The sequence below is a fragment of the Ruania suaedae genome, assembly GCF_021049265.1.
Lineage (GTDB): Bacteria > Actinomycetota > Actinomycetes > Actinomycetales > Beutenbergiaceae > Ruania > Ruania suaedae.
Genome location: NZ_CP088018.1, coordinates 2,611,699 through 2,637,934, shown reverse-complemented (window position 1 = coordinate 2,637,934; position 26,236 = coordinate 2,611,699). Strand labels below are relative to the sequence as shown.

Sequence of the window (26,236 nt, the reverse complement as noted above, 5' to 3'; positions counted from 1 at the left end):
GATGCCGTCACCGTGGCGCGCTGAGGAAGCCGGACCGATTACCGACCTGGCGCCCCTGACGCGCCACTACGACGTCGCCGTCGTGGGTGCAGGCCTGATGGGCCTGAGCACGGCCGTGATGCCGGCGCGCCACGGCGCCCGGGTGATCGTCCTGGAGGCCCGCGAGGTGGGGGCCGGGACCACGGGAGGATCCACCGCCAAGATCAGCCTGCTGCAGGGCACGCGGCTGTCGGCCATCGTCTCCCGGCATCCGGCCGAGACGGTGGCCCAGTACGTAGCCGGCAACCGGGTCGGGGCGTTCACCAGCGGGAGCGCACACGAGGCCGCAGGCGCCCCGAAGGGGCTCTCGCACAACCTGCATGCCGCCGCAAACGTCGTAGGCCCGCGGGCCGAGGGCTACGCCCGCCCGGCCGGCGATCCGGAGGAGGGCTCCGGCGTCGTCGGGCGGGAGGGGGCCATGCTCGTGGCGCGCGCCCGCGTGGGGGGCCGCACGCACGAAGTGTCCGCCTCCTGCCCCCATCTGGGGGGCGTCCTGTCGTGGAACGACGCCGAGTGCACCTGGGACTGCTCCCTGCACGGCTCGCGGTCCACGGCGACGGGCGAGCTGCGGGAGGGTCCGGCCACCACCGGGATGTCATCGGCCCGCCTGGGCCTGGCATGAGCCGGCCCACCGGGGAGTCCCGGCTGCGGCAGGGCATGGGCGGTGGCCTGCTGTTCGCGTTCATCCTCGGCGACGTCCTGGGCGCCGGCGTCTATGCGCTGACCGGCGAGCTGGCCGGTCAGGCCGGCGGGATGACCTGGCTTCCCATTGCGATCGCGCTGGCCATGGCGCTGCTGACCGCAGGGTCCTACGCCGAGCTCGTCACCAAGTATCCCCGGGCGGGCGGTTCGGCCGTCTTCGCGAAACGGGCATTCAAGCACCCGCTGATCTCCTTCCTCGTCGGGTTCTGCATGCTGTGCGCCGGCATCGTCAGCGTGGCGGGCCTGGCCGTGGCCTTCAGCGGTGACTACCTCGGGACGTTCTTCACGGTGCCCGTCGCCGTGGCAGCCCCGATCTTCCTGGCGGTACTGGCGCTGATCAACCTGCGCGGCATCAAGGAATCGGTGCGCTCCAACCTGGTGATGACGGTCATCGAGGTGAGCGGTCTGGTGCTCGTGCTCATCGTGGTGGGCCTGGCCCTCGCCGATGGTCAGGGCGAGCCCGGGCGCGTGCTGCAGCCGCCGGAGGCCGGCGCCGCCTGGGCCCTGTTCGGGGCCGCCCTGCTGGCCTTCTACAGCTTCGTCGGGTTCGAGACGTCCGCGAACGTGGCCGAGGAGGTGCGCGGGGTCACGCGGGTCTACCCTCGTGCCCTCTTCGGTGCGCTCGCAGCCGCGGGCGTGGTGTATCTGCTGGTGGCGCTCGCATCCTCGGCCATGCTGCCCGCCGACGATCTCGCCGGCTCCAGTGGGCCGCTGCTCGAGGTCGTGGCCGCGAGCGGCGTGGCTGTGCCGGGCTGGGCGTTCAGCGCGGTGGCTCTGGTGGCGGTTGCCAACGGCGCGTTGCTCACCTCGGTGATGAGTTCGCGGCTGACCTACGGCATGGCCGAGGAGGGCCTGTTGCCGGGGATCTTCGGCCGGTTGCTCCCCGCTCGGAGGACCCCGTGGGTGGCCATCCTGGTCACCACCGCGCTCTCGGCGCTGCTGGCGGCGGTGGGCACGTTGGCATTACTGGCCGAGACCGTGGTGCTGCTGTTGCTCTTCGTCTTCATCTCCACCAACGTCGCCGTGCTGGTGCTGCGTCGGGACGACCCCGGCCACGAGCACTTCCGGGTCGCGACCGCCGTTCCGGTGGCTGCTCTGATCAGTTGCGTGGCGCTGCTCTCCCAGCAGAGCTGGCAGGCCTGGGCGCTGGGTGGTGGGCTGATCATGGTCGGGTTCGTGCTGTACCTGCTCCATCGCCGATTCGGGCGCATCAGCCGGCGCTCGCCACCGTCGGTGGACGCAAGCGCCGGCTGATGCGTACACTCGTTTCATAGCAGCGAGCCGTTCCGCTTGCTGCGATCGTTGCCCCTGCCCCCGGCGACTCCGTCTGTAGAAGGAGTGTCGTGGGAGTCAGCACTGGAGTACGCGAACCTGAGCCGGTCAGCCCTGGTGCGCCCGCTGGTCACCGCGAGGTCGTAGCAGATCGTCCTCCCCGCCGCGTCCGTGGGCCGATGACGTGCGAGGCAGCCATCTGGATCGGCATCGAGAGCCGCGACCCGGGCGACGAACAGAGTGCGACCCCCGTGGCCGCTGAGCGGATCGCCGTCTTCGTCGACGAGACGTTCCCCGGCACACGAGTGGGGGGGCGCGGGCCCGCCTCATTCTTCCTCCGGTACACGGGATCACTCAGTCAGGTGATGCACGTGGCGGACGAACTCGGGTGGCACGTGCGGTGCCTGTCCGAGGCGGGGGATGTCCCGGCGTTCGCCGCGCGGATCGGTGTCGTGATCGCTGAGGGCGACGAGTCGGTGGCGTCGTTGCTGCACCGTGCCGAGGAGGAGGCCCGGGAAGTGGGCGCCCCGCGGTGACCCGCGGCAAGGTGTGGGTGTTCAGCGGCGGCGCGCGCACCATCGTCATCCTCAAAGGAGACCTCGACGCCACTGTCACCGACGAGCTCTATCGGGCGATCGACAAGGCCGAAGCAGCTGCTGCGCCGGTGCAGGTGGACGCCTGCGGCCTGGTCTCACTCGACTCGACCGGCATCAGCGCCGTGGCTCGCCTGGCGGCGCGCACGCCTGCGCCCTTGACCATCTTCGGCGCCCCGGACACGGTGCGCTTCCTGCTCGAGGTGACCCACCTGCATGACCTGGTGACGTTCGTCTCCGACGACGCCGTCCCGGAACCGCTGTAACCACACCAGAACACCGGTTGCCCTTGCCCCCGGCAGCTCCGAGAAGAAGGAGTTGACCATGACTGACCTGATCGATCGGCCCGCCGCGGCACCGACCCGCGAACCGACGGTGTGCACGGTCCGCGCCGTCGCCATCTCGCGCGATGAGGCGTGGGACGCCTGGACCACCCCCGGCGGGCTGCGGTCCTGGTGGTGGACCCACGACGAGGACTTCACCTGCACGATCGATCCGCACGTCGGTGCCGGTTGCCGGATCTACTCCGCGGGACGGGGTCTCGGCGCCCGGGGACGGTTCGTCACGGTGGACCGCCCGCGGCGGCTCGTGCTGCGCTGGCGGTGGCTCGACGAGCACGGCCCGGCGCCGGAGGGCCTGGTGACGGTGACCTTCGCCGTGAATGAGGAGGACGGGGACGAGACGGTGGTCAGGGTCGAGCACACCCTGTCCGACGGCGCCGCGACCGGGCCGTGCGCCGAGCGCTGGAACCAGTTGATGGACTCCTTCGCCGAGTTGGGCTCGGACGGCCAGCAGATGGTGTGCCCGCGGTGTGGCTGGCCGGTCCAGGGTGACCCGCCGGTCTGCACCAGCCACACGTGTCCGCTCACCGGCCGGGACGGTTGGTATCCGGACCAGACGCCGGTTCCGCTCGTGGACTATTAAGATCACCCTGCTCACTGCGCTCGGCCGGGGCGCGTCCATACTGTTGCTCACCCGCGTAGGCTGGTGATATCAGCTGGATCCCGACCGTCGGTCCACGAAACGTCGGTGAGTTCCATGCCCCAGCGCCGATCCGAGGAACCACCGCCATGTACGACGAGCAGAAGTTCGTCCAGCTCACTGCCGCGTTCACCGAGAAGCTGGTCGCGCCCTATGACGTCGACGAGGCACTGCGGACGCTCGCCGAGAATCTCACCGATCTCCTCGCTCTCGCCGGCAGCGGCGTGACCCTCGGTCTGGAGGAGCGGCTGCGGGCGGCCACGGCCGTGCCGCCGCACCTGGCAGCCCTGGAGCACTATCAGGAGCAGCACCAGGAGGGTCCGTGCGTCAGCGCTTACCACACCGGCGAGGTGGTTGCCGTCTCCGATCTGAGGGAGGAGACGCGGTGGCCCGGCTATCGCACGATCGCTGCCGATGTCGGTGTGCGGGCGGTCGCGGGTATGCCGATGAAGCTCGCGGGCAACGCGGTGGGTGCCCTGAACATGTACCACGCTGAGCCGCACATCTGGGACGACAGTGACCTGCTCGCCGCCCGTGCCCTGAGCAACATGGCGACCGCCTACCTCATCCACTCCTCCACGCTGAGCCAGCAGAACCAGCTCTCGGACCAGCTGCAGCACGCGTTGGACTCCCGGGTGCTGATCGAACAGGCCAAGGGCGTCCTGACCCAGACGCACGCCCTCACGCTCACCGAGGCGTACGAGTTGCTCCGGCGCAACGCGCGCAACAACGGTCGCAAGGTGCGCGAGGTTGCCGACGACGTCGTGGAAGGCCGCCTCCAGCTCTAGGCAGGGTGGCCCCCCGGTCCTTGCGCCTGCCGGTTCTCACCTCCGCACCGTTTAGGCTCGTCCCAGTCCGGCGAGAGGGAGGTGAGCACCGATGGGCGCGCTGTGGCGCACCGTTCGTGAGCTCCTCACCGTGCTGCCCGCCGGCAGCACCCGCTTCATCGTCGCCTTCGCGATCGCCTCCTCCGCGCTGGCGATCCTGGACGTGCTCGCGCTCGGTCTGCTCGCCCTGACGCTGACCCCGCTGCTCTCGGGCACCAGCGTCACTGTCCCGGTGGTCGGCCTGGAGATCTCCAACACCCAGCTGCCGTGGCTCCTCGGCGCGGTCGGCGTGCTGATCGTGACCAAGAGCGTCTTCGCGATCACGCTGCAGTGGCTGGCCACCCGCCGCTTCGCCCGGTTCGAGCAGGACCTCGGCGCCCAGCTGCTCGACTCCTTCTTCGACGCCCCGTGGACCGACCGGCTCGGGCGCAACTCCACCGACCTGGTGCGCGCCACCGACGTGGGCGTGGCGACCACGGTGACCGGGGTGCTCATCCCCGCCGCGATGCTCTCCGGCGAGCTGGTCACCTTCGTCGCGGTCCTCGGCGTGCTCCTGGTGGCCCAGCCGGTGATGGCGCTGGTGGCGATCGCCTACTTCGGTCTGATCGGTGCCGTGCTCTACCTGTGGGTGCTGCGCAAGGCCGTGGCCGCCGGGCGCCGCAACCGCGAGCACTCCACCCGCTCGGTGCGCCTGGTCAGCGAGATGGTGCACTCCCTCAAGGAGATCACCCTGCGCGGCAAGGGCCCGGAGGTGGCGAAGGTCGTGCGCGCCGAACGCGTCATATCCTCCCGCGCCCGGGCGAACATGTCCTTCCTCGGGGTGGTCCCGCGCTACGTGCTCGAGGCGGGTCTGATCGGGGGCCTGGCCCTGGGGGCCGGCGTGGGCTATCTGCAGAACGGCGGGGGCGGAACGGATGCGGCCATCCAGGGCGCCTTGAGCGCGGTGGCGCTGTTCGCCGTCGCCGGCTTCCGGATCGTGCCCTCCCTGACGAGGTTCCAGTCGATCATGGCCCAGACCGGGGCCTCGATGCCGTTCGCGCAGCAGGTGCTGGACGAGATCCGCGCGGCCGCCTCCCGCCGGGAGGCCACGCCCCCGGCGCAGGGCCGCACGATTCCCGACGGCGCCCGCTCGCTTGCCGTGCGCGAGGTCACCTTCCGCTATCCCGGCAGTGACGTCGATGCGGTGCACGAGGTGAGCTTCGACCTGCCGTTCGGGCGCTCCCTCGCGCTCGTGGGGGCCTCGGGATCGGGCAAGTCCACCCTGGTGGACCTGCTGCTGGGGTTGCTGCAGCCCACGGCCGGGCGGCTGCTGGTGGGGGAGGCGCCGATGGCCGAGGTGCTCGCCGACTGGCGCTCCCGGGTGGGCTATGTGCCGCAGGAGGTCTCGCTCTTCGACTCCACGGTGGCTCAGAACGTGGCGCTGACCTGGGATCCCGCCCAGGTGGACGAGGACCGGGTGCGCCGGGCGCTGGAGCGGGCACAGCTGCTGCACATGATCGAGGCACGTGAGGGGGGCATCCACGCCCGGGTCGGCGAGCGTGGGCTGGCCCTCTCGGGCGGGCAGCGGCAGCGGCTGGGGATCGCGCGGGCGCTGTACACCGACCCGCTGGTGCTGGTGATGGATGAGGCCACCTCGGCGCTGGACACCTCCACCGAGGCCGCGGTGACCTCCGCGATCAACGACCTGGCCGGTGAGGTGACGATCGTGGTGGTGGCCCACCGCCTGGCCACGATCCGCCACAGCGACACCGTGTGCTTCATGCGCGATGGTGAGCTGGTGGCGCACGGCAGCTTCGCGCAGGTGGTGGCCGCCGAACCCGACTTCGCCCAGCAGGCGGCCCTGGCCGGGCTGCTCGATGACCCCCGTGCCGACGAACACCGTGCCGATGAACCCCGTGACGAGAACGGATCAGCGTGACCGAGCCCGAGACTGTCCCGCCCGAGCAGATCCCCGACGGCGACGCCGACCCCGGCGAGGTCGCCGCCCCGCTGCTGCGGAGCCGGGGCGGGCACACCCCGCGGGTGGCGATCTGTGTCTACAACGATGCCCACGCCGACTCCCGGGTGCTCAAGACCGCCGCCACGTTGCGCGAGGCCGGCTGCGAGGTGCGCATCCTCGCCGTCGCGCGTGAGCGGGCCGGCTACCCCGAGGGTAGCGAGACGTTGCCGAACGGGGTGCAGATCGTGCGGCTGCCGGAGTTCCAGCTGGCGCGCTCGGCGCCGTGGCTGGCCGGCGCCTACCGGTGGGTGCTGGCCCGGATGCGGCGGGTGGCCGGCTCCAGTGATGCCGCGGCCTCACCGGCCACTGCGCCGGCCACTGCCCCGGCTGCCGAGTCCACTGCCCCGGCCGCCGAGCCCGCCGGTCCGGCGCCGGCCGCCGCGGCCAAGCCGGTCGGGGCCCTGCTGGATGTGTGGCTGCGCACCTACCGCACCGTCAGCCTGGCCATCTACTGGCGGGCCGCGATCGCCGACGGCATCGCCTTCCATCCCGATGTCATCCACGCCAACGACGGCAACACCCTCGCCCCGGCCCTGCGCATCGCCCGCCACACCGGTGCCGCGATCGTCTACGACGCCCACGAGCTCTGGCGCCACCGCAACGTCCGGCCCCGGCCGGTGGCCCCGCACGTGGAACACCTGCTCGAGCGCCTCGGCATCGCCCGGGCCGCCTCGGTGCTCACCGTCTCGCCGAGCATCGCCGGCTGGTTGCACCGCACCTACCGGCTGCCCCGCCGCCCGCAGCTGGTGCGCAACATTCCGCCCGCGGCCCCCGTGCCCGACCCGGCCACCGGGGTGCTGCGCGAGCGCGCCGGCCTGGCCGCCGGTGACCAGGTGATCGCCTACGGCGGGCGCCTGACCACCAGCCGCGGCATCGAGGAGACGATCGACGCACTGGTGCACCTGCCGGCCCACGTGCATCTGGTGCTGCTGGGCTACGGCGAAGAGGACTACCTGGCCGTGGTGCGCCGTCGGGCAGCGGAGGCGGGCGTGAGCGCGCGGGTGCACCTGGTGGGAGCGGTGGCCTCGCACGAGGTGGCCACGGCGCTCGCGGACGCGGACGTGTCGGTGGTCTACGTGCGCCCCACCTGCCTGAGCTATCGGTTCTCGCTGCCCAACAAGTTGTTCGAGTCGATCCACGCCGGGCTGCCGATCGTGGCCGCCGACCTGCCCGACACCGAGGCCGTGGTGACCGGGTACGGCGTCGGCGCGGTGTTCAGCGTGACCGGGGGAGCGGCCGATCTGGCCGCGGCGATCGAGCGGGTGCTGGCCGATCCGCAGCCGTTCCGCAAGGCGGCGCAGGCCGCGGCGCGCGAGCTGACCTGGGAGGGCGAGGCGGAGGTACTGCTGGGCGAGTACGAGCGGGTACTGCAGTGAAGGTCTGGGTGGTCTCGTTCTCGACCATCACCGAGGATGCGCGCGTGCTCAAGCAGGTGCGGGTGCTGGCGGCCGAGCACGAGGTGACCACGGTCGGCTACGGGCCCGCCCCGGCCGAGGCGGTGGCCCACCACGAGATCCCCGCTGAGCTGGTGGCCTGGCACAAGGATCGCCTGAGTCTGATCCTGCGCCGGTACTCCCGGGTGCAGGCGCACAACGCGGTGATCGCGCACCTGCGCGCCACCCTGCCGGTCGGTGAGGCGGACGTGGTGGTGGCCAACGACGCCGACACGGTGCCGCTGGCGTTCGCCCTTCAGCCCCGGCGCGGGGTGCACGCGGACCTGCACGAGTACGCCCCGCGCGAGAACGAGGAGTCCTGGCGGTGGCGGCTGTTCGTGGCCCCGTACTACCGGTGGATCGTGCGCCGGTACGTCGCGCGGGCGGCGTCGGTGACCACGGTCGGGCAGGGCCTGGCGGCGGAGTACCGGCGCGAATTCGGTATCGAGACGGGGGTGGTGGAGAACGCCACGGCCTTCCATGAGACTGAGCCGGGGGCGGTCGGATCCCCGATCCGGCTGGTGCACTCGGGCAACGCCCGGCGCAACCGCACTCTGGAACTGATGATCGACGCGGTGGCAGCCACCAGCGCGGACGTGACGCTGGACCTGTACCTGATGCCGAACGACCCGGCGTACCTGGCCGAGCTGAAGGAGCGTGCCGACGGCGAGCGCGTCCGGGTGCTCGATCCGGTGCCCTACGCCGAGCTGGTGCGGACCCTAGTGGCTTACGACGTCGGGGTGTTCGTGCTGCCGCCGCTGACGTTCAACTACCGGTGGACGCTGCCGAACAAGTTCTTCGACTTCGTGCAGGCGCGCCTGGGCATCATCGTGGGGCCCTCCCCGGAGATGGCCTCGCTCGTGCGCGAGCACGGCCTCGGGCAGGTCACCGAGGACTTCACGACGGCGTCCCTCACCCAGGCGCTGGAGGGTCTCGACCCGGAGGTCGTGGCCGGGTGGAAGGCGGCCGCGCACGCGCTGGCGCCGCAGGTCTCGGCCGAGCGCCGGTCGGGGGGATGGGTGGACGCCGTCCGCGCGCTCGCCCCGCCCCCCGGGCCGAATATTTGACCCTTTCACCTGGGTCACCCTGATTTTCGGACCCCTGCGTGCGGCTGCCTCGCGGATCGTGCTCCGTCCGGTCGGTTCGGCCAGCTGATGCCCGTCGATGCCCATGCCGATGCCGAAGCCGGCTACGCCGAAGACGCGACTTCCCGAACGCGTGCGCACCTGGGATGTGAGGGCAGGAGCTCCACTTCTCCGCGACGCCGAGTCCGATGCCGTCCACGCCCGTCAGCTGCGGAAGGTGCCGACATGCGGGGCGGCGGGGTCACGCGAGGCGCGCGAAGCTGCGGCGGAATCTTTCGAGCTGTCGCTCGGGCACCTCGTTCCTGGTGGCGACCTCCGTCCAGTTCGCCGTGGCAGCGATCACTTGGTTGGCGATCGCCTCGGCCTGTCGGGTGTCGAGACCGAACTCGGCTCGGTTCTGCATCAACGAGTCGTACGTCGCTGCTGACTGCGCAGGTGCCCAGCCGGCCGTCGTGGCATGGCCGGCGGCCGGGTCCGGGTTGGGGTTGATGTCGAAGGCGGGCGACAGCGCCCAGCCCGCGCCGCTGCGAAGGAACCCCAGGTTCCGCAGGTGGTCGTCGGTGTTGTTGACTGCGCAGGAGAATACCGCGCGGCGCCACAGCTGCCGGAGGTCGGCGCTGGGAGCCGATGAGTGCTCGGCCAGCGCCTCGGCGATTTCCAAGTAGTCCCGGGGCTCGCCGTCGTCCGCGCCGAGGAGGGTCATCGCGCTGATGTAGGGGATGCGGCGTCGCTGCGCTCGATCGAACCTGGTGAGTAGGAGAGCGTGACGAGCGTCGATCGTGACCAGTCGCCGCGCAGGTACCTCGATCCCGGCTGTCTCCGCCAGGTCGAGCGCTGTCTTCTCCCATGCCATGACATCCCAGTCGTCGTTCGGGTGGGAGAACTTGGCGATCAGAAGCTGGTCGCCGTCGCGCACCGAGGCTTTGGGGCGGGCGCCGCCGAGCGAGCCGGTCCCGGCTCGCAGCAGGGCTTTCACCGCTGCGTGGTCATCGTCGTCCCTACTGATGGCATCGGCAGCGTGCATGAGTGCCGGCAGCTCGATCAGCGGTGGAACCTCGTGGTCGTCGGCCAGGAATGGGGCGTCGCCGTTCGAGGAGTACCGCAGCGCGCCCTGCCGGGTGTAGTCGCTCACTCCGAGCAGGTAGTCGACCTCGGAAACGGTACGCGTCGTTCGTTCGGCGCCCCGGTCGAGTGCACGGAGTCGTTTGGCGATGAGGGTGCGGCCCCACCGGTCGGGTGCGGTGTCCGAGAGAGCGCCTGGAAGGCCGGAGATGGCGTGACTGCGCTGGTCGAGCGGAAGGTCAGGACCCAGCGCGTATGCGCCTGGTGTCCGGAGGTAGCCGGTGCTGTAGGTGAACGCGGTGGTGACGGTGCCGCGGCCCTGGGTGACGTACGCCGTGCCGGCGTGGACCGTGCCGACCCCGAGTTCGACGTGCACCGCGAACTCGCGTGACGGCGCCCTCATGAGCGCACGCGTTGAGGGAGCAGCTGGTCAGAGCGGGCACGTCCGAAGTCGGTCTCGTACGGGTCGACCGCCTCGGCGACCCTGGGCAGCTGTCCCAGCGCTCGCGCGACGGAGAGAAAGGAGCCCATGCCCACGCCCGGGTCGCCCTGCTCGAGGCGACGCAGGGTGCTCCGGGTGATGCCTGCACGTTCGGCGACCTGCTGCGCGGTCAGCCCCTGGAGCTTGCGCCACGCCGTCAAGTTCTCGCCGAGCTCCTCGGCGGCGCGCCGGACCGCAACAGGGAGAGGCCGCGTAGCCATGGTTGCTCCTAAGGGTCGGTGTAGCAACCATTATGTCGTCTAAAGGTCGCTATGTCGACCATTAGCATGAGGATGCGACGGCTGCGAGTCCGGTCAGGCCGTGCGTCCGGTCTCGTTCACCAGCACCTCGACCACCCGCTCCGCCGCATGCCCGTCCCCGTACGGCGCCGCATCGGTCTCCTCCGGCCGCTCCCGCGTCGCAGCCGCCGCGATCTCCCCGGGGCCGGCCAGCACGTTCCACCCCAGCTCCACGGTCTCGACCCACTCGGTCTCCGTCCGCACGGTGGTGCACGGCACGCGCAGCTCGAAGGCCTCCTTCTGCAGCCCGCCGGAGTCGGTGATCACCCCACGGGCCCGGGAGACCAGCGCCACCAGGTCCGGGTAGCCGAGCGGATCGAGCACCCGCACCGCGCCCGACTCCAGCGGCACCCCGTGCTCGCCGGCCTTGGCCCGCAGCCGTGGATGGGCCAGCAGCAGCACCGGATGATCGACCGCGCCCAGCCCGGCCACGATCCCTGCCAGCCGAGCGGCGTCGTCGGTGTTCTCCGCCCGGTGCAGGGTCGCCACGCTGAACTCGCCGGCCCTCACCCCGAGCTGCCCGAGCAGCCGCTCCCCGGCATCGGCCACGTTCGCCGCGACCTGATGCACCACATCGGTCATCACATCCCCGACCACCACGGTCCGCTCGGCCAGCCCCTCGCGCGCCAGGTGCGAGGCCGCCACCTCCGTCGGCGCCAGCAGCAGGTCGGCCGCGTGGTCGGTCAGCACCCGGTTGTGCTCCTCGGGCATGCGCCGGTTGAACGAGCGCAGTCCCGCCTCCAGGTGCGCCACGGGCAGGTGCAGCTTCACCGCCGCCAGCGCGGCGGCGAGCGTGGAGTTCGTGTCCCCGTAGACCAGCACCCAGTCCGGGTCCTGCGCGCTCAGCACCGGCGCCAGCGCCGCGAGCATCGCCCCGGTCTGCTCCCCGTGACCGCCCGATCCGATCCCCAGCTGCACGTCCGGCTCGGGGATGTGCAGCGCGCTGAAGAACACGTCCGAGAGCAGCGCGTCGTAGTGCTGCCCGGTGTGCACGATCACGTGCTCCACCCCGGCCGCGCGGCAGGCAGCCGCCACCGGGGCGAGTTTGACGAACTGGGGCCGGGCCCCGACCACACTGACGATGCGCACATGGCGAGTCTGGCACGCGGAGGCGTGTGGCCGCCGTCACCGTGGCCCGAGTCGAACCGCCACCCGGCCTGCGCCATACTCGAGGGGTGCGGATGAAACAGGTGGCGATCGGCAGGGGAGCACACGCATGAAGGTCCTGGCCGTCACCCCTTGGTTCCCCACCGACGACGCCCCCACCATGGGCAGCTTCGTCGCCCGGGACGTAGCCGCCCTGGCCGACCGCCCGGAGGTCACCCAGATCCAGGTGGTGCACCTGGTCCCGCCGGCCCAGGACGACGGCGAGCAGGCCCTCACCCACGACGGCGTCCGGGTGCGCCGCATCCCCATGAACCCCCGCTCGCCGCTGTCGGTGCTGCGGGCCGGGCGCGCGCTGCGCGCGGCCGTCAAGGGCGCCGACGTCGTCCACAGCATGGCCTTCCCGGCGCTGCTGCCGATGGCGTGGTGGCGCCCCCGGGTGCCGTGGGTGCACACCGAGCACTGGTCTGGCCTGACCACCCCCAGCACCTTGCCGCTACTGTGGAGGGCGGCCCTGCCGCTGCTGTGGCCGCTGGTCCGGCGACCGGACGTCGTCACCGCCGTCTGCAACTACCTCGCCACCCCGATCCGCGCGCGCCGGAGTGCACCGACCACCGTGGTGCCCTGCATCGTGCCCTCCCCGGACCATCTGCAGGATCGCCCGATGCGGCCCCGCACTCCCATGCGGCTGGTCGCCGTCGGGGGGTTGGTGGAACGCAAGGACCCGCTGCTGGCCGTGGACACCGTGGCCGAGCTGGACCGGCGCGGTCACCCGGCCCGCCTGACCTGGATCGGCTCGGGCCCGCTGCGCACCAAGGTCGAGCGCCGCGCCCGCAAGCGCGGGGTGGAGCACCTCGTCCGGCTGCGCGGGGCGCAGGACTCCGACGGCGTCCGGTCCGCCCTGGCCGATGCGGACCTGTTCTTCCTGCCCACCCGGGGGGACAACTTCTGCGTCTCCGCCGCCGAGGCGCTGGTGGAGGGCCGCCCCGTGGTGGTCGGAGCCACCGGCGGGCAGGGGGAGTACATCGACCCGCGGGTCGGCTCGCTCGTGCACGTGCAGGACGCCGGCGCGTACGCTGATGCGGTGATCGACCTCGAGCACAGCACGCTGCACCTGAACGCCAGTGACGTGGCTGCCACCGTGGCCGAGCGGTTCTCCGCAGCTCGGGTCACCGACGGCTACCTCGAGGCCTACCGGCGTGCCCGGCCCTGAGGAGCCCACTGCGCCGCAGCAGGAGTCGACCGAGCCGCAGCCTCCGCTCCGGCCCGGGGTTGACGTGGTCATCGCCGTCCACTCAACCCAGCGCCCCATCGCCCGCGCGGTGCGTTCGGTGCTCGACCACAACGGCGGGGGCGCGCGGCTGACCATCGTCTGCCACAACATCTCACCCGACCAGATCCGCCCGCTGCTGGACCCGGCCCACCGCGAGCAGGTGCACTTCCTCGAGCACCGCGACTCCCATCGCAGCGCCTCGGGACCGTTCAACGCCGGGATCGCTGCCGCCACCGGTGAATACGTCTCGATCATGGGCTCCGACGACGTCCTCGCCCCCGGCGCGGTGGCCTCCTGGTACTGGCTGGCCAAGCGTTCCGGCGCCGACGCCGTGATCGCCCGGCTGGAGCGGGGCGATGGCCGCGTGATCGTGCCCACCCCACCCACCCGGCCGCTGCGGCGCACGAACCTCGACGGCGTGGCCGACCGGCTCTGCTACCGCAGCGCTCCGCTGGGCGTGGTGTCGAAGGAGGCGATCGAACGCCTCGGCCTGCGCCTGGAGGAGGGGGCACCGGTCGGCGGCGACGTCGGCTTCGTGACCCGGTTGTGGTTCCTCGGCCGGATCGCCTACGACCGCACCGGCCCGGCCTACGTGATCGGGGAGGACGCCACCGATCGGGTCACCTACGCGCCCCGGCCGATCGCCGTCGAGCTGCGTTTCCTGCGCACCATCGTCGAGGCCTCGTGGTTCGAGCGCCTCAGCCTCCTGCAGCGCCGCTCGGCGGTGGTGAAGTACCTGCGCATCCACCTCTTCGGAGCGGTGTGGAACAGGCAGGACCCGCAGTTCTGGACCGAGGAGGAGCGCCAGGCCCTGGCCAAGACCGCCACCCGGCTGTTGCGCGCGGCGCCAGGAGCGGAGTCGGTCCTGTCGATGGCGGATCGCGATCTGCTGGACGCGATTATCGAGGGCGCGCCCACCGAGCGGATGCTGGCGCTCGCGGTGGCGCGGCGCAAACATGGCCGCCCCCGCACGCTGCTCACCCGGGACCCGGCCCAGCTGCTCGCCCGGGAGGCGCCGGCGCGGGTGATGGGGGCGTCGCTGCTGAACCGGTGAGGCGCCCCGCCGGCGCTGACTACTATCGTGAGGGCCCGGGCCGAACCGGTTCCCCAACGTGCGAGGAGAATCATGCAGATCACCGTCGTGGGTCTCGGCAAGATCGGTCTACCGCTGGCGGTCCAGTTCGCGGGTGCCGGGCACGATGTCATCGGTCTCGACGTCTCACCACGCGTGGTCGACCTCGTCAACGCCGGCACCGAGCCGTTCCCCGGCGAGGCCGAGCTCGCCGACCGGCTGGCCGAACTCGTTCCGGCCGGCCGGCTTCGCGCCACGACCGACTACGCCGACGCCGTGCCGGGCAGCGACGCCGTGGTGCTCGTGGTGCCGCTCTTCGTCGACGACGCCAGCTGGGAGCCGGACTTCGGCTGGATGGACTCCGCCACCCGCTCCCTGGCCGAGCACCTGACCCCGGGCACCCTGGTCTCCTACGAGACGACCCTGCCGGTGGGCACCACCCGCACCCGCTGGAAGCCGATGCTCGAGGAGATCTCCGGCCTGCGCGAGGGTGAGGACTTCCACGTCGTCTTCTCGCCGGAGCGGGTGCTCACCGGGCGCGTCTTCGCCGATCTGCGTAAGTACCCCAAGCTCATCGGCGGCCTCTCCGAGGCCGGCGCGGCGCGTGCCCGCGAGTTCTACGAGGCGGTGCTCAGCTTCGACGACCGGCCCGACCTCGAGCGCGCAAACGGCGTCTGGGACCTGGGCAGCGCCGAGGCGGCCGAGATGGCCAAGCTCGCCGAGACCACCTACCGCGACGTCAACATCGCCCTGGCGAACGAGTTCGGCCGCTTCGCCGCCGCGAACGGTATCGACGTCCACCAGGTGATCGACGCCTCGAACTCTCAGCCCTACTCCCACATCCACCGGCCGGGCATCGCCGTCGGGGGCCACTGCATCCCGGTCTACCCGCGCCTGTACCTGTGGACCGATCCGGATGCCACCGTGGTGCGCACCGCCCGGCAGGCGAACATGCAGATGCCCGCCTACACCGTCGGCCTGGCGGCCGGCGCCCTCGGCGGGCTCGAGGGCAAGCGGGTCGTCGTGCTGGGGGCCTCCTACCGGGGCGGGGTGAAGGAGACCGCCTTCTCCGGGGTCTTCCCCGCCGTCGACGCCCTGCGCGAGGCCGGCGCCGAGGTCCTGGTGCACGACCCGATGTACTCCGACGAGGAGCTGGCCGGCTACGGCTTCACCGCCTACCACCTGGGCGAGCCCGTGGACGCCGCGATCGTCCAGGCCGACCACCGCGACTACGCCGGCCTCACCCCCGCCGACCTGCCGGGAGTGCAGGTGATGGTCGACGGCCGCCGCATCACCGCGGCCGCGAGCTGGCCCGGCGTGCAGCACCTGACCGTCGGAGTGGGCACGCCCAGCTGAGGCCCGGGCATGCCTACCCTGGGGGCATGAGCACCAGCGCCCCCTCCGTCCTCGCCATCACCGGCGGCCACGTCGTCCCCGTCAGCGGCCCCGCCATCGACTGCGGCACGGTCGTGGTCAGTGACGGCGTCATCACCGCCGTCGGCGGATCGGACACGGCGGTGCCCGAGGGCGCCCGCGTGATCGACGCGACCGGCTCCTGGGTGCTGCCCGGGTTCGTCGAGGCCCACGGCCACCTGGGCGTCCACGAGGACGGCGAGGGCTGGTCGGGCAACGACACCAACGAGATGACCGATCCCAACGGCGCTCGCTTCCGCGCGATCGACGGGATCGACATCGAGGAGCTCGGCTTCCGCGACGCCCTGCACGGCGGGGTGACCACCGCCGTCATCAAGCCCGGCTCGGGAAACCCCATCGGTGGGCGCACCGTGGCCATCAAGACCTGGGGTGGGCGCACCGTCGACGAGCAGGTGCTCAGCGCCGACGTGTCCGTGAAGTCGGCGCTGGGGGAGAACCCCAAGCGCGTCTATGGCGAGAAGAAGACCACCCCCTCCACCCGCCTCGGCGTGGCGGCCGTGCTCAGGGAGGCGTTCGTGGCTGCCCGCACCTACGCCGAGGAGCGCGCCGCGGCCGCCGCCGACGGCAAGCCGTTCGCCCGCGACCTCACCAAGGAAACCCTCGCCGACGTCCTCGAGGGCACCCTCGCCTGGGACCAGCACTGCCACCGCCACGACGACATCGCCACCGCGATCCGCATCTCCGAGGAGTTCGGCTACCGCCTCGTGGTCAACCACGGCACCGAGGGCCACAAGATCGCCGATGTGCTGGCCGAGAAGCAGATCCCGGTCATCTACGGCCCCATGTTCACCTCCCGGGTGAAGGTGGAGGTGCGCGAGCGCGACATCGCCAACCTCGTCGCCCTCGACCGGGCCGGGGTGCAGGTCGCCATCACCACCGACCACCCCGTGGTGCCGATCAACTTCCTCGTCCACCAGGCCACCTTCGCCGTGAAGGAGGGCCTGCCGCGCGAGACCGCGCTGGCCGCCCTGACCCGCAACCCCGCCGCCATCCTCGGCCTCGACGACCGGGTGGGCGCTCTCGAGCCCGGCCGCGACGGCGACGTCGTGCTCTGGTCCGGTGACCCGCTCGAACTCGAGTCCCGGGTGGAGCAGGTGATCATCGGCGGCACGCCGGTGCTCGTCCCGGGCGAGGGCGGGCCGCGGGTGGTCGAACGCAGCGAACGCTTCCGGGCGTAGAGCCTCAGACCCGGCGCTTGAGCGTCGAGTTGATGGTCACCTGCCCCAGTGCCCACACCGACCGGGGCAGCGAGAGGCCTTCGATCTCGCGGTAGAGCTGCCAGTTGTAGCGCACCAGCCGCAATCGGCTGCCACCCGAGAGTGAGCCCGGGCGTGCCTCCCGATAGAGGGCCAGCGGCTCGTCCAGCCCGTGGGCGCTGCCGCCCTCGCGCAGGATCGACAGCCATAGCCCGTAGTCCTGGCGCTTGCGCAGGTCCGGCATCCGGCGCAGCCCCAGGGCGCCGACGTCGTACATCGCCGTCAGGCAGCCGATGTGGTTCTGGCGCAGCATCGCCCGGTAGTCGAGCTGCGGCGGGGCGTGCACGACCCGGTCGTTGGGCGCGAACTGCCCGGCCTCGCCCTCGAAGTCGGCGGCCACCTTGTAGTAGGCGGTGAACGTCAGCGGGGCGGCCGTGTCCGCGGCGAAGGCGAGCTGGCGCGCCAGCTTGCGCGGAAGCCACTGGTCGTCGGCGTCGAGGAAGGCGACATACGAGCCGGCTGCCCGGTCGATCGCGGCATTGCGTGCCCGCGCCGCCCCGCCCGAGACCTCGGCACGCGCCGGCTTGATCCGCGAGTCCTCCTCGGCGAGGCGCTGCACCAGATCCCAGCTGCCGTCGGTGGAGGCGTCGTCGGTGATCAGCAGCTCCCAGTCGGTGTGGGACTGCTCCTGCACCGACCGGATCGCGGCGCCCACGGTCGCCACGGCGTCGTGGACCGGCATGATCACTGAGACCAGGGGCATCGGACCTCGTTCCTCCATCAGCGACAAGCGCGGCCCCTCCTGCTCGGGACCGGCCTGCAGCCACGGTAGCGTGAGGGCGCCCAGTGCCAGTCCAACGCCAGTGCCAGTCGGAAGGAGACAGGGGTGGCCAACACGATCGGTCCGGGGTCGAAGATCCTGGTCATCGGCAGCTCCGGCTTCGTCGGCTCCCACCTCGAGGCAGTCCTCACCGCCCTCGGTGCCGAGCTGGTCCGCTTCGACCTGCACCCCGACCCCGCCGGCCGCGACGAGACGATCCTCGGTGACGTGCGCGACGTGGAGGCGCTGACCCGGGCGATGACCGGCTGCACCGCCGTGCTCAACCTGGCCGCCGCCCACCACGACTTCGGGATCGCCACCGCCACCTTCGAGTCGGTCAACGTCGGCGGGGCGCGGGCGGTGGTGGCCGCGATGGAGCACCACGGCATCACCAACCTGTGCTTCTACTCCTCGGTGGCGGTCTACGGCGAGCACACCGAGCCGCCGGATGAGACGACCGCCCCGGCACCGGTGAACGACTACGGCCGCACCAAGCTCGCCGCCGAGGCCGTCTACCGGGAGTGGGAGGCCGCCGCCCCGGCCGAGCGCCGGGCGCTGATCGTGCGCCCGGCCGTGGTGTTCGGACCGCGCAACTTCGCCAACCTCTACAAGCTGATCCACCAGATCGACACCCGCCGGTTCCTCCCGGTGGGCCCGGGACGCAACCGCAAGAGCATGTGCTTCGTGACGAACCTGGTGCAGGCCATCGGCTACCTGTGGAGCGCCCCCTCCCGCCTGGCCGCGGGCACGGCGGAGGTCTACAACTACGCGGACAAGCCGGACCTGACCTCCCGCGAGACCGTCTCGACCGTCTACCGCGCCCTGGGCCGCACCGAGCCACGGTTGCGGCTCCCGCTCGCGCCCGTGCTGCTCGCGGCCCGCCCGTTCGACCTGGTGGGGAAGGTGACGGGCAAGGACCTGCCGATCACCTCCGCCCGGGTGCGCAAGCTCTCCGACGCCGAGACCGCCTTCGCCGCGGACCGGATCCGGGAAGCCGGCTTCACCCCCGCCGTCAGCCTGCCCGACGGCATCGAGCAGATGGTCACCTGGTACCTGCGCGAGGGCCGTGACGCGGCGCCGGTGATCCACCTGCCCCCGGCCGAGGTCTCGCGCTGACCGTGTACCCGCTGCTGCCCGCACCCCGGACCTACCCCTGGGGCTCGACCCGCGTCATCCCCGAGTTCCTCGGTGGCCCCCCGGGGGCCGATCCGGTGGCCGAGCTGTGGTTCGGTGCGCACCCCAGCGCTCCGACCCCGCTGCGAGCGGGCTCCGACCTGGCCGCCCTGCTGGAGCGCGACCCCGAGCGCCTGCTCGGCGCGGACGTGATCGCCCGGTTCGGCCGCCGGCTGCCCTATCTGCTCAAGCTGATCGCCCCGGAGCGTCCGCTCTCCCTGCAGGTCCACCCCAACCTCGACCAGGCCAGAGCCGGGTTCGCGCGCGAGGAGCGCGCCGGCGTGCCCGCCGGGCAGCGCAACTATCCCGACGCCAATCACAAACCCGAGCTCGTCTACGCGCTGACCACGTTCGAGGCGGTGTGCGGCTTCCGCGCACCGCGTCGGGTGGCCGAGCTGCTCGAGGGCCTCGACGCCCCGCTCGCCCAGGAGCTGGCGGCCGTGCTGCGCTCGGCCCCGGCCGCGCCGGGGGTGCACGCCGTGTTCACCCGGGTCCTCTCCGGCAGCTGCGACACCGAGGTCAGTGCCCTGGCTCAGCGATGCCGGCAGCGCCTGGCCTCAGGCCGCTCGCCCTCGCCCCGTGCCGACCGCCTGGTGGGCCTCCTGGACGAGCAGCACCCGGGCGACCCGGGCGCCGTGGCCGCGCTGCTCCTCAACCCTGTCACGCTTCAGCCGGGGGAGGCGATGTTCGTCCCGGCCGGGTGCGTGCACTCCTACCTCAGCGGGTTCGGCGTGGAGCTGATGGCCAACTCCGACAACGTGCTGCGCGCCGGCCTGACGGCCAAGCGCATCGACGTCGACGAGCTGCTCGCCACCGTCGACCCCGTGGCCGCCCCGCCGATCCGCATCGCCGCCGAGACCGACGGCGCCGGGACGGAGGTCTTCTACGCCCCGGTCGACGACTTCGAGCTCTCGGTCGCCACCGTCGACCGCACCGACGGCCGCGCCCTCCGCGGTCGCGGTCCGCGCATCCTGGTGGGCCTGGCGGGCGAGCTGACGGTCGAGACCGCCGGGTCCGCCCACGCGCTCAGCCAGGGCGAGGCGCTGTTCCTCAGCGCCGAGGAGGCACTGGTGCGCCTGTCCGGTACCGGGCGCCTGGTGCAGGCCGGGGTGCCCTGAGGCAAACCCGGCACGCCGCCAGGCGCGCGGACTCACCCTGCCGGTGGGCCGCCGTCGGTGCCCTCCTGCTGGGCGATCCGCTCGAGGTCGGCCTCCGGGTCGCCCACCAGGACCACCGAGCCACCGCCGCCCCACGCCCGCACCGCGGAGGCGAGGAACTCCGTCACGCTCACGGTGGTGGCGTCGAGGAGCACCCGGCTGCTGCCGGCCGTGCCGGCCAGCAGATCCACCGTCTCGCCGTCGGTGCGCCAGCCCGCGGCGGGACCGGTGCCGGGGGCGGGCACCGGGTGGATCAGGACGTCCGGCTGGCTCATCAATTCCGCCGCGCCATCGAGGGTGCCGGGCGGGGCGTCGTCGACCGACATCGCCAGCGCCGGCAGCGCGATCACGATCGTGACCTCCGCCGGGGGAGGCCCGCCGAGCCGATCCACCGTGGTCACGAGGGCCTCGGGAGCCCCGCCCGGGCCGGTGCCCGCGCTCGCCCCGCAGGTCCAGGCGGCCAGGGCCCAGACGGCGGTGCGCCAGTGCACCGGCAGGTCGAGCTCGAGATGGCCCGCGGCCTGCAGGTCTGCCTCCTCGGCGAGCAGGTTCGTGGCCTTGGCCACCCAGTTCGCCATGACCCGGCCGGTGAGCTCCACGCGTTCCCCATCGGGTCCGTACCAGGTCAGCCGGGGCTGCCCCGGCTCGCTGGTCCACTGATCGAGAAGCGTTGCGATTCCTGGCATCCGGGAAGGATACGCGGCCCGGGCCGATCTCGCTGGATATCACCTCCGGGCTTGACTTTCCACGGATGACACGCGTGTAATTTAGGTCAAGCAGTCAGTGCGGGCTCACCGGCCCCGCGCACTGCATGTCGGACGATTGGGGCAGCTGTGTGGAACATCCTAGGCGAGGGGCCGCTGACCTCCGGTGTGCCGCAACCCGCGCCGCGGCCTGAGCATCCCCTCACATTCGGTGAGCCCTTCGAGGACGAAGGTGCACTGTCGTGGCAGGAGCGGGCCCTGTGCGCGCAGACGGACCCGGAGGCGTTCTTCCCCGAGAAGGGCGGATCGACCCGCGAGGCCAAGCGCGTGTGCGTCTCCTGTGACGTGAGGTCGGAGTGCCTGGAGTATGCGCTGGCCCACGATGAGCGGTTCGGTATCTGGGGCGGGCTCTCCGAGCGGGAGCGGCGCAAGCTGAAGCGCCGCGCCATCTGATCGCACCCGGACTCACGATGCCTTCATGACCACCAGCGAGGTCCGCCTGCGCGCCGTCGTCGTCGCACCGGTGGCCTCTCGCTACCTCCCGCACACCCTGGCGGCCCTGGCGGCCCAGACCCGGCCGGTGGATGAGGTGCTGATCGCGGCGCTCGGCACGGGCCGCGCCGCCACCTCGCAGGAGTGGGAACGGCTGGTCGCCGACGCCGGGCTCGACCGCAGCCGCGTCCGCGTGGTCCCGGTGCCCGATGCCGACACCTTCGGCTCGGCCGTGCGCCGCGCGCTCGCGGCGGCCCAGAAGGCGGAGCAGAAGGCGGACGGGACGCCCGGCCCCGGGTCAGGCCCTGGATCGAGCCCGGTGTCCGGCCAGGAACCGCAGTGGCTGTGGCTCCTGCACGACGATTCCGCCCCCGCACCGGAGGCGGCCGCCGAGCTCCTGCACACGGTGGAGGCCTCCCGGGCGATCACCGTGGTGGGCTGCAAGCAGGTCGACTGGGACCGCCCCGAGCGGCTGATCTCCGTCGGGGTGCGCGCCACCCCCGGGGGACTGCGCTTCACCGGCATCGAGGACCGGGAGATCGACCAGGGCCAGCACGACGGGCGCGAGGACGTCCTGGCCGTCGGTACCGCCGGGATGCTGATCGCCACCGAGTTGTGGGACCTCCTTGGCGGCCCCGACGCCGCCCTGGGACCGTTCGAGGACGGCCGTGACCTGTGCCAGCGCGCCCGCCTCGCCGGCCACCGCGTGGTGGTGGCGCCCACCGCGGTGATCCGCCACGCCCGGCTCTCCTACCGGGGCCTGCGCGAGGACGGGCACCGGCGGCCTGACCCGCGCCGCTCCTTCCGTGAGCGCCGCAGGGCGGCACTGCACCTGCGACTGGTCAGCGCCCCCGCGCCGCTCGTGCCCGTGCTTGCGGTAGCCGCCGTCGTCGTCGGGGTGGTGCGTGCGCTGTGGCGCGTGAGCACCAAGGAGCTGGCCCTGACGGTGCAGGAGCTCCTCGCACCGCTGGCGGTGCTGGCCCGGCCGGGGGCGATCGCGCGGGCACGCCGGCACGCCGGCCGCACCCGGCGGCTGCCCCGGCGCCGGTTACGGCCACTGCAGGCGAGCTGGCGGGACGTGTGGCGATTGCGGCGCGACCGCCGGCTGCTGCGCGCCGCCGCCCGCCGGGCCGCCCGCACGCCGAGCGAGCTGGAGATGGCCGAGCGGGCCTCCGTCGCCCGACGGCGGCGCCTCGCCCTGGCCGGGGTGCTTCTACTGTCCTCGGCGCTGGCCGCCGTCACGATCCTGCCCACGGTCTTGACCGGACCGCTGATCGGCGGGGCGCTGCTGCCGGCTGACGCCGACTTCGCCGGTGTCTGGCACGCGGCCACCTCCGCGTGGATCGCCGCGGGTGACGGCCAGCCCGGGCCGCCGGACCCGTTCCTGCTGGTGCTCGGCGCGCTCTCGCTGCTCACCGGCGGACTGTGGGGGGTGCCCCTGCACACCTCGATCTCGCTGCTGCTCGTGCTGGCGGTACCGCTGGCGGCCCTCTCCGCCTGGTTCGCCGCCGGGGCTGCCACCCGCTCGGTGCTGGTGCGTGCGTGGGTGGCCCTGACGTGGGCGCTCGGGCCGTCGTTGCTGCTGGGCCTGGGCGCCGGCCGGGTGGGCGGCGTGCTCGCCCATCTGCTGCTGCCGCTGGTGCTGCTCGGGGTGGTGCGCTCTCTGGGCCTGGACCGGCGCGATGTCATCGTCTCCGGCATGGTCGGAGCCCAGCGCCTGCCCCGGGCGCGCGTGGCCAAGGGTGTCTCCGCACGTGAGGCCAAGCGGGCCCGGCTCGCCGCCCTGGCCGAGGTCGGGTCGGAGGAGGCCAAGGCCGAGGAGGTGCCGCAGCGCACTCCGCGCACGCCGCGCACTCCCCGCAGCCGCCCGGCGCCGGAGGAGGAGACGCCCCGCGCCTCGGTGGTCTCGCGCATCTCCCGCGCCGGCTCGCTCGGCGCCGCCGCCGCGGCCGGACTCGCCTTCGCCGTGGTGGTGGCGGGGGCGCCGGTGCTGCTCGCAGCCGCCGTGCCGGCCATCCTCATCCTCGCTGCCGGTCTGGGCCGGCGCCGCCGGCTGCCGGTGGGCCGCGGGCGCCTGGTGCTGGTGCTGGTGCCGGCGGTGGTGGTGATGTTGCCGCTCGGGGTGCATGCCCTGGCTACCACGGACGGCTGGCGGGCGCTGCTCGCCGACCCCGGCGCGGGCCTGGCCATCGATCACGGTCCCGCCTGGCTGCGGCTGCTCGGCTGGCCGCAACCGCCGGCCTGGGAGGGCGGCGTGGTGATGGATGGCGGTGCTGGGGCCTACCTGCCGCTGGCGGCCTCGGGGGTGCTGGTGATCATCGCGCTGCTGGCATTGCTGCGCGGCGCAGGACGCTCCCGCGCGGTCCGGCTCGGCTGGCTGCTGGTGAGCCTGGGCGTGGTGACGGCCGAGCTCTCGGGCCGGGTCGTCGTCGGGCTGGGGCGTGAGGCCGGTGGCGAGATCGCCGCGGTGACCGGATGGGCGGGCCCCGGCGCCTCGCTGGCACTGGCCGGGCTGCTGATCGCCGCGGCCAGCGGCGTGGACGGATTGCGGGGCGCGCTCTCGGGTGCCAGCTTCGGGTGGCGGCAGCTGGGCGTGGCCGTCGGGACCCTCGCCATCACGCTGGCGCTGCTGACCACGGGCCTGACCCACGGTGCCCGCGTGGTCTCAGAGCGCGACGGCGGCCTCGATGCCCAGGCGATGCTGCTGCACGACCGCGGCGCACCCCCTGTGCCGGCTCTCGCCGAGGAGCTGCAGGGGTCGGAACAGCAGGCCCGGGTGCTCGCCCTGACCGCCACCGGTGAGGGCGTCGACGCCCAGATCTGGCGTGGACCGGGCCCGCAGCTGACCGAGAGCTCGACGGTCGCAGCGCTGCGGCAGTGGCAGCAGACGGCCGGGGGCACCTCCGATCCGGCGGCGCAGGAACTGGCGGCCGTGGTCGCCCGGCTCACCCAGGGCACCGCCACCGAGGTCGCGGAGACGTTCGCCGGCCATGCGATCTCGGTGATCGTCGTCCCGGCCACCTCCGACGTCACGCGTGCCCCGCTGGACGCTGCGGCCCGCACCCGGTTGATCCCGCTGCTGGACTCGGTGGTCGGACTGGACCGGGTCACCGAGAACGAGTCCGGGGTGATCTGGCGGGTACGGACCTCTGAGGAGTCGAGCGATGCCGACATCGCCCGCGCGCAGATCCGCGACTCCGGCGGCGCCCTCGTGGCCAACGTGAGCGGCACCGACGGTCAGATCCGCGACACCCTCGATGCTGAGGGCACCGGCCGCACCGTCGTCCTCGCCGAACGCAGCGACCCCTCGTGGCGCGCATGGCTGGGCGGCACGGCGCTGCGCGCGGTGGACTCCGGCTGGCAGCAGGCGTTCTCGATCCCCGACGGCGCCCGCGGTGAGCTCGTGCTCGCCTTCCGCCCGGCCTGGTACCAGCCCTGGCAGATCCTCACGGTGGTGGTGCTGGCGCTGACCGCCCTGCTCGCCCTGCCCACCCGCCGCCGACGAGGGGAGGACGCATGAGTGACTCATCCGCATCCCGTGTGCGCCAGGTGCTGAGCGGCGTCGGGCGAGTGCTCACCGGCGCGGGCGTGCTGGCGCTCGCCGGCGGCCTCGTGGCAGCCGCGACCCTGCGCCCACCCGCCGAGTCACCCGGGCTGGAACCCGCGCAGATCGACGTGGGTGCGGCCCCGGTGACGCTGGTGTGCCCGCCGGTGCCGCTGCTGCCCACCGGGGACGGCGGCGACCTGGACTACGACGAGCAGTTCGAGACCGGCGGGGAGAGCGAGCTCGCCGACGTCGGGGTGGTGCTCGGCCGGGACGGGCAGGAGCCGGCCACGGCGAGTGCCGGGGAGCTGGGATCGGCCGGCAGCGAGATCCCCGCGGCCGGATCCGTGCGCCTCGTCGAGTCCGAGAGCCCGGAGCCGCTGTTGCTGCAGGCCCAGCCCTCCGAGCAGGCGGCGCTGGCGGCCGGCCTCTCGCTCGCGCGCACCGGTGCCGGTGACCTGCGCGGCCTCACCGCCGCCTCCTGCACGAGCCCGGCTTCCTCGGCGTGGCTCGTGGGCGGGCAGACCGAGCCCGGGTCCAGCTCGAGGCTGACGTTGACCAACCCGGGCCAGACGCCGGTGACCGTGACGGTGCGCGGCTGGGGGAGCGTGGGTGCGGTGGAGCCGTTCACGTCGGCGATCGCGCCGGGGGACGTGACCAGCGTGCTGCTGGAGGCGCTGACCCTGGAGTCGCGGCTGGGACTGCACATCGCCGCCGAGGGTGGGCGCGTGACCGCCTCCCTGCAGGAGACCGTGCTGGACGGGCTGGTCTCCCAGGGCAGCGCCGTCATCGGCCCGGCGGCGGACCCGGCGACCGAGCTGTACGTGGGGCCCTTCCCGGTGGTGGACGAGTCCGGGACGGCGATGCTCCGGCTGGTCAACCCCGGCCAGGAGACGGCGGAGGTGACCATCGAGGTGCTCGGGGAGGGCGCGAGCACGTTGCCCGGCGCCGAGGCGCTCGTGGTGGAGGCAGGCACCGCGAGCGACATCGCCCTCGACGGCATCGATGCCGGTGCGGCGAGCGTGCGCGTCACCAGTGACCAGCCCGTCACCGGTGCCGTGCGGATCAAGCGCGAGGGCGCCCCGAGCGAGCTCGACCCGGACCGGACGCTGAGCGATCGGGCGTGGTTGCCGGCCGCCGAACCGAGCGAGCACGGCCTGTTCGCCCTGCCCGCCGATGATGCGCTGGTGGACGAGGCGGCGCTGGCCCTGACGAATCCGGGCGAGCAGGACCGCACGGTCACGGTGCGCACGGTGGATCCCGAGGGGGCGCGCGGGGAACCGGTCGAGGTCAGGATCCCCGCCCTGAGCACCTCGAGCCCGGAGGACCTCGGCCTGGCGGGCGCGGTCGCCGTCGAGATCTCCGGTGCCCCGGTGCTGGCGAGCCTGACGCTGAGCGCCGGCACCGAGGAGGGCACGTTGATCGGGCTGGTGCCGATAACCCCGGACGCGCACTCGGACCAGAGCGTCGCGGTGCACGTGGGCGCGAGCTGAG

At 72.7% G+C, this 26,236-nt stretch carries 23 protein-coding genes; 18 read left to right on the top strand and 5 right to left on the bottom strand.

The features are described 5' to 3' along the window. The first annotated feature begins 1 nt into the window (after position 1). From LQF12_RS16545 to LQF12_RS12035, 9 genes are all read left to right on the top strand, one after another. Positions 2-661, top strand: coding sequence for an FAD-dependent oxidoreductase (locus LQF12_RS16545; RefSeq protein WP_435531187.1), 660 nt, complete (start codon positions 2-4; stop codon positions 659-661). Then, complete coding sequence (locus LQF12_RS12070; protein WP_231053180.1) at positions 658-1,995, top strand: APC family permease; 1,338 nt, start codon at positions 658-660, stop codon at positions 1,993-1,995. The genes LQF12_RS16545 and LQF12_RS12070 overlap by 4 nt, the downstream gene beginning before the upstream one ends. A 197-nt stretch (positions 1,996-2,192) precedes the next feature. Then, positions 2,193-2,549, top strand: coding sequence for a hypothetical protein (locus tag LQF12_RS12065; RefSeq protein WP_231053179.1), 357 nt, complete (start codon positions 2,193-2,195; stop codon positions 2,547-2,549). Then, positions 2,546-2,872, top strand: a complete 327-nt coding sequence (locus LQF12_RS12060) for an STAS domain-containing protein (RefSeq protein ID WP_231053178.1) — start codon at positions 2,546-2,548, stop codon at positions 2,870-2,872. The genes LQF12_RS12065 and LQF12_RS12060 overlap by 4 nt, the downstream gene beginning before the upstream one ends. A gap of 58 nt (positions 2,873-2,930) precedes the next feature. Continuing rightward, a complete protein-coding gene (locus tag LQF12_RS12055; protein ID WP_231053177.1) occupies positions 2,931-3,530 on the top strand; it encodes an SRPBCC family protein in 600 nt (199 codons plus the stop codon). 146 nt (positions 3,531-3,676) lie between these two features. Beyond that, the gene (locus LQF12_RS12050; RefSeq protein WP_231053176.1) at positions 3,677-4,375 is read left to right on the top strand and encodes a GAF and ANTAR domain-containing protein; all 699 of its coding nucleotides are present in this window, start codon (positions 3,677-3,679) and stop codon (positions 4,373-4,375) included. A 91-nt stretch (positions 4,376-4,466) separates the two neighbouring features. After that, positions 4,467-6,332, top strand: coding sequence for an ABC transporter ATP-binding protein (locus LQF12_RS12045; RefSeq protein WP_231053175.1), 1,866 nt, complete (start codon positions 4,467-4,469; stop codon positions 6,330-6,332). Continuing rightward, positions 6,329-7,789 carry a glycosyltransferase gene (locus tag LQF12_RS12040; protein ID WP_231053174.1) on the top strand — a complete coding sequence of 487 codons (1,461 nt, stop codon included), beginning with the start codon at positions 6,329-6,331 and terminating at the stop codon, positions 7,787-7,789. The genes LQF12_RS12045 and LQF12_RS12040 overlap by 4 nt, the downstream gene beginning before the upstream one ends. Next, a complete protein-coding gene (locus LQF12_RS12035; protein WP_231053173.1) occupies positions 7,786-8,913 on the top strand; it encodes a glycosyltransferase in 1,128 nt (375 codons plus the stop codon). The genes LQF12_RS12040 and LQF12_RS12035 overlap by 4 nt, the downstream gene beginning before the upstream one ends. 259 nt (positions 8,914-9,172) lie before the next feature. Here LQF12_RS12035 and LQF12_RS12030 read toward each other — a convergent pair whose 3' ends face one another. The 3 genes from LQF12_RS12030 to wecB all read right to left on the bottom strand — a co-directional run bounded on the left by LQF12_RS12030 (position 9,173) and on the right by wecB (position 11,862). Beyond that, positions 9,173-10,396 (bottom strand): type II toxin-antitoxin system HipA family toxin, encoded by a 1,224-nt coding sequence (locus tag LQF12_RS12030; RefSeq protein WP_231053172.1) that lies wholly within the window; start codon positions 10,394-10,396, stop codon positions 9,173-9,175. Then, the gene (locus tag LQF12_RS12025; protein ID WP_231053171.1) at positions 10,393-10,695 is read right to left on the bottom strand and encodes a helix-turn-helix domain-containing protein; all 303 of its coding nucleotides are present in this window, start codon (positions 10,693-10,695) and stop codon (positions 10,393-10,395) included. Before LQF12_RS12025 ends, LQF12_RS12030 begins: the two co-directional genes overlap by 4 nt. Before the next feature lie 93 nt (positions 10,696-10,788). After that, the gene (gene wecB, locus LQF12_RS12020) at positions 10,789-11,862 is read right to left on the bottom strand and encodes a non-hydrolyzing UDP-N-acetylglucosamine 2-epimerase (RefSeq protein ID WP_231053170.1); all 1,074 of its coding nucleotides are present in this window, start codon (positions 11,860-11,862) and stop codon (positions 10,789-10,791) included. Between the two features lie 127 nt (positions 11,863-11,989). On the opposite strand from wecB, the gene LQF12_RS12015 reads away from it, so the two are divergent. From LQF12_RS12015 to LQF12_RS12000, 4 genes are all read left to right on the top strand, one after another. Continuing rightward, on the top strand, positions 11,990-13,090 hold the full coding sequence (locus LQF12_RS12015) for a glycosyltransferase (RefSeq protein WP_231053169.1): 1,101 nt from the start codon (positions 11,990-11,992) through the stop codon (positions 13,088-13,090). After that, positions 13,077-14,204 (top strand): glycosyltransferase family 2 protein, encoded by a 1,128-nt coding sequence (locus LQF12_RS12010; protein ID WP_231053168.1) that lies wholly within the window; start codon positions 13,077-13,079, stop codon positions 14,202-14,204. Before LQF12_RS12015 ends, LQF12_RS12010 begins: the two co-directional genes overlap by 14 nt. 72 nt (positions 14,205-14,276) lie before the next feature. After that, positions 14,277-15,578 (top strand): nucleotide sugar dehydrogenase, encoded by a 1,302-nt coding sequence (locus tag LQF12_RS12005; protein WP_231053167.1) that lies wholly within the window; start codon positions 14,277-14,279, stop codon positions 15,576-15,578. A gap of 26 nt (positions 15,579-15,604) precedes the next feature. Continuing rightward, a complete protein-coding gene (locus LQF12_RS12000; RefSeq protein ID WP_231053166.1) occupies positions 15,605-16,834 on the top strand; it encodes an amidohydrolase in 1,230 nt (409 codons plus the stop codon). A 4-nt stretch (positions 16,835-16,838) separates the two neighbouring features. Here LQF12_RS12000 and LQF12_RS11995 read toward each other — a convergent pair whose 3' ends face one another. Further along, on the bottom strand, positions 16,839-17,615 hold the full coding sequence (locus LQF12_RS11995) for a glycosyltransferase family 2 protein (protein ID WP_231053165.1): 777 nt from the start codon (positions 17,613-17,615) through the stop codon (positions 16,839-16,841). A gap of 123 nt (positions 17,616-17,738) precedes the next feature. Here LQF12_RS11995 and LQF12_RS11990 point away from each other — a divergent pair, with 123 nt between their 5' ends. Together LQF12_RS11990 and manA are read left to right on the top strand one after the other, a co-directional pair. Then, positions 17,739-18,788 (top strand): NAD-dependent epimerase/dehydratase family protein, encoded by a 1,050-nt coding sequence (locus LQF12_RS11990; protein WP_231053164.1) that lies wholly within the window; start codon positions 17,739-17,741, stop codon positions 18,786-18,788. 2 nt (positions 18,789-18,790) lie between these two features. Beyond that, on the top strand, positions 18,791-19,963 hold the full coding sequence (gene manA / locus LQF12_RS11985; protein WP_231053163.1) for a mannose-6-phosphate isomerase, class I: 1,173 nt from the start codon (positions 18,791-18,793) through the stop codon (positions 19,961-19,963). Positions 19,964-19,995: 32 nt separating this feature from the next. Here manA and LQF12_RS11980 read toward each other — a convergent pair whose 3' ends face one another. Further along, the gene (locus LQF12_RS11980; RefSeq protein ID WP_231053162.1) at positions 19,996-20,688 is read right to left on the bottom strand and encodes a TIGR03089 family protein; all 693 of its coding nucleotides are present in this window, start codon (positions 20,686-20,688) and stop codon (positions 19,996-19,998) included. Between the two features lie 147 nt (positions 20,689-20,835). Between LQF12_RS11980 and LQF12_RS11975 the strand changes: the two genes are divergently transcribed. Genes LQF12_RS11975 through LQF12_RS11965 form a run of 3 tightly spaced genes read left to right on the top strand, consistent with a single transcriptional unit; the run spans position 20,836 to position 26,235 of the window. Beyond that, positions 20,836-21,159 (top strand): WhiB family transcriptional regulator, encoded by a 324-nt coding sequence (locus LQF12_RS11975; protein ID WP_435531186.1) that lies wholly within the window; start codon positions 20,836-20,838, stop codon positions 21,157-21,159. Between the two features lie 25 nt (positions 21,160-21,184). After that, complete coding sequence (locus LQF12_RS11970) at positions 21,185-24,718, top strand: glycosyltransferase (RefSeq protein WP_231053161.1); 3,534 nt, start codon at positions 21,185-21,187, stop codon at positions 24,716-24,718. After that, positions 24,715-26,235, top strand: coding sequence for a DUF5719 family protein (locus LQF12_RS11965; protein WP_231053160.1), 1,521 nt, complete (start codon positions 24,715-24,717; stop codon positions 26,233-26,235). Before LQF12_RS11970 ends, LQF12_RS11965 begins: the two co-directional genes overlap by 4 nt. The last annotated feature ends 1 nt before the right edge of the window (position 26,236 follow it).

Bases quoted from the DNA above. Each gene is read 5' to 3' on its own strand.
- LQF12_RS16545 (WP_435531187.1), top strand. From the start codon at position 2: ATGCCGTCACCGTGGCGCGCTGAGGAAGCCGGACCGATTACCGACCTG.
- LQF12_RS12045 (WP_231053175.1), top strand. From the start codon at position 4,467: ATGGGCGCGCTGTGGCGCACCGTTCGTGAGCTCCTCACCGTGCTGCCC.
- LQF12_RS12055 (WP_231053177.1), top strand. From the start codon at position 2,931: ATGACTGACCTGATCGATCGGCCCGCCGCGGCACCGACCCGCGAACCG.
- LQF12_RS11980 (WP_231053162.1), bottom strand. From the start codon at position 20,688: ATGCCAGGAATCGCAACGCTTCTCGATCAGTGGACCAGCGAGCCGGGG.
- LQF12_RS12000 (WP_231053166.1), top strand. From the start codon at position 15,605: ATGAGCACCAGCGCCCCCTCCGTCCTCGCCATCACCGGCGGCCACGTC.
- LQF12_RS12070 (WP_231053180.1), top strand. From the start codon at position 658: ATGAGCCGGCCCACCGGGGAGTCCCGGCTGCGGCAGGGCATGGGCGGT.
- LQF12_RS12005 (WP_231053167.1), top strand. From the start codon at position 14,277: ATGCAGATCACCGTCGTGGGTCTCGGCAAGATCGGTCTACCGCTGGCG.
- LQF12_RS11965 (WP_231053160.1), top strand. From the start codon at position 24,715: ATGAGTGACTCATCCGCATCCCGTGTGCGCCAGGTGCTGAGCGGCGTC.
- LQF12_RS11970 (WP_231053161.1), top strand. From the start codon at position 21,185: ATGACCACCAGCGAGGTCCGCCTGCGCGCCGTCGTCGTCGCACCGGTG.
- LQF12_RS11995 (WP_231053165.1), bottom strand. From the start codon at position 17,615: ATGCCCCTGGTCTCAGTGATCATGCCGGTCCACGACGCCGTGGCGACC.
- LQF12_RS12065 (WP_231053179.1), top strand. From the start codon at position 2,193: ATGACGTGCGAGGCAGCCATCTGGATCGGCATCGAGAGCCGCGACCCG.
- LQF12_RS12030 (WP_231053172.1), bottom strand. From the start codon at position 10,396: ATGAGGGCGCCGTCACGCGAGTTCGCGGTGCACGTCGAACTCGGGGTC.
- LQF12_RS12050 (WP_231053176.1), top strand. From the start codon at position 3,677: ATGTACGACGAGCAGAAGTTCGTCCAGCTCACTGCCGCGTTCACCGAG.
- LQF12_RS12015 (WP_231053169.1), top strand. From the start codon at position 11,990: ATGAAGGTCCTGGCCGTCACCCCTTGGTTCCCCACCGACGACGCCCCC.
- LQF12_RS12025 (WP_231053171.1), bottom strand. From the start codon at position 10,695: ATGGCTACGCGGCCTCTCCCTGTTGCGGTCCGGCGCGCCGCCGAGGAG.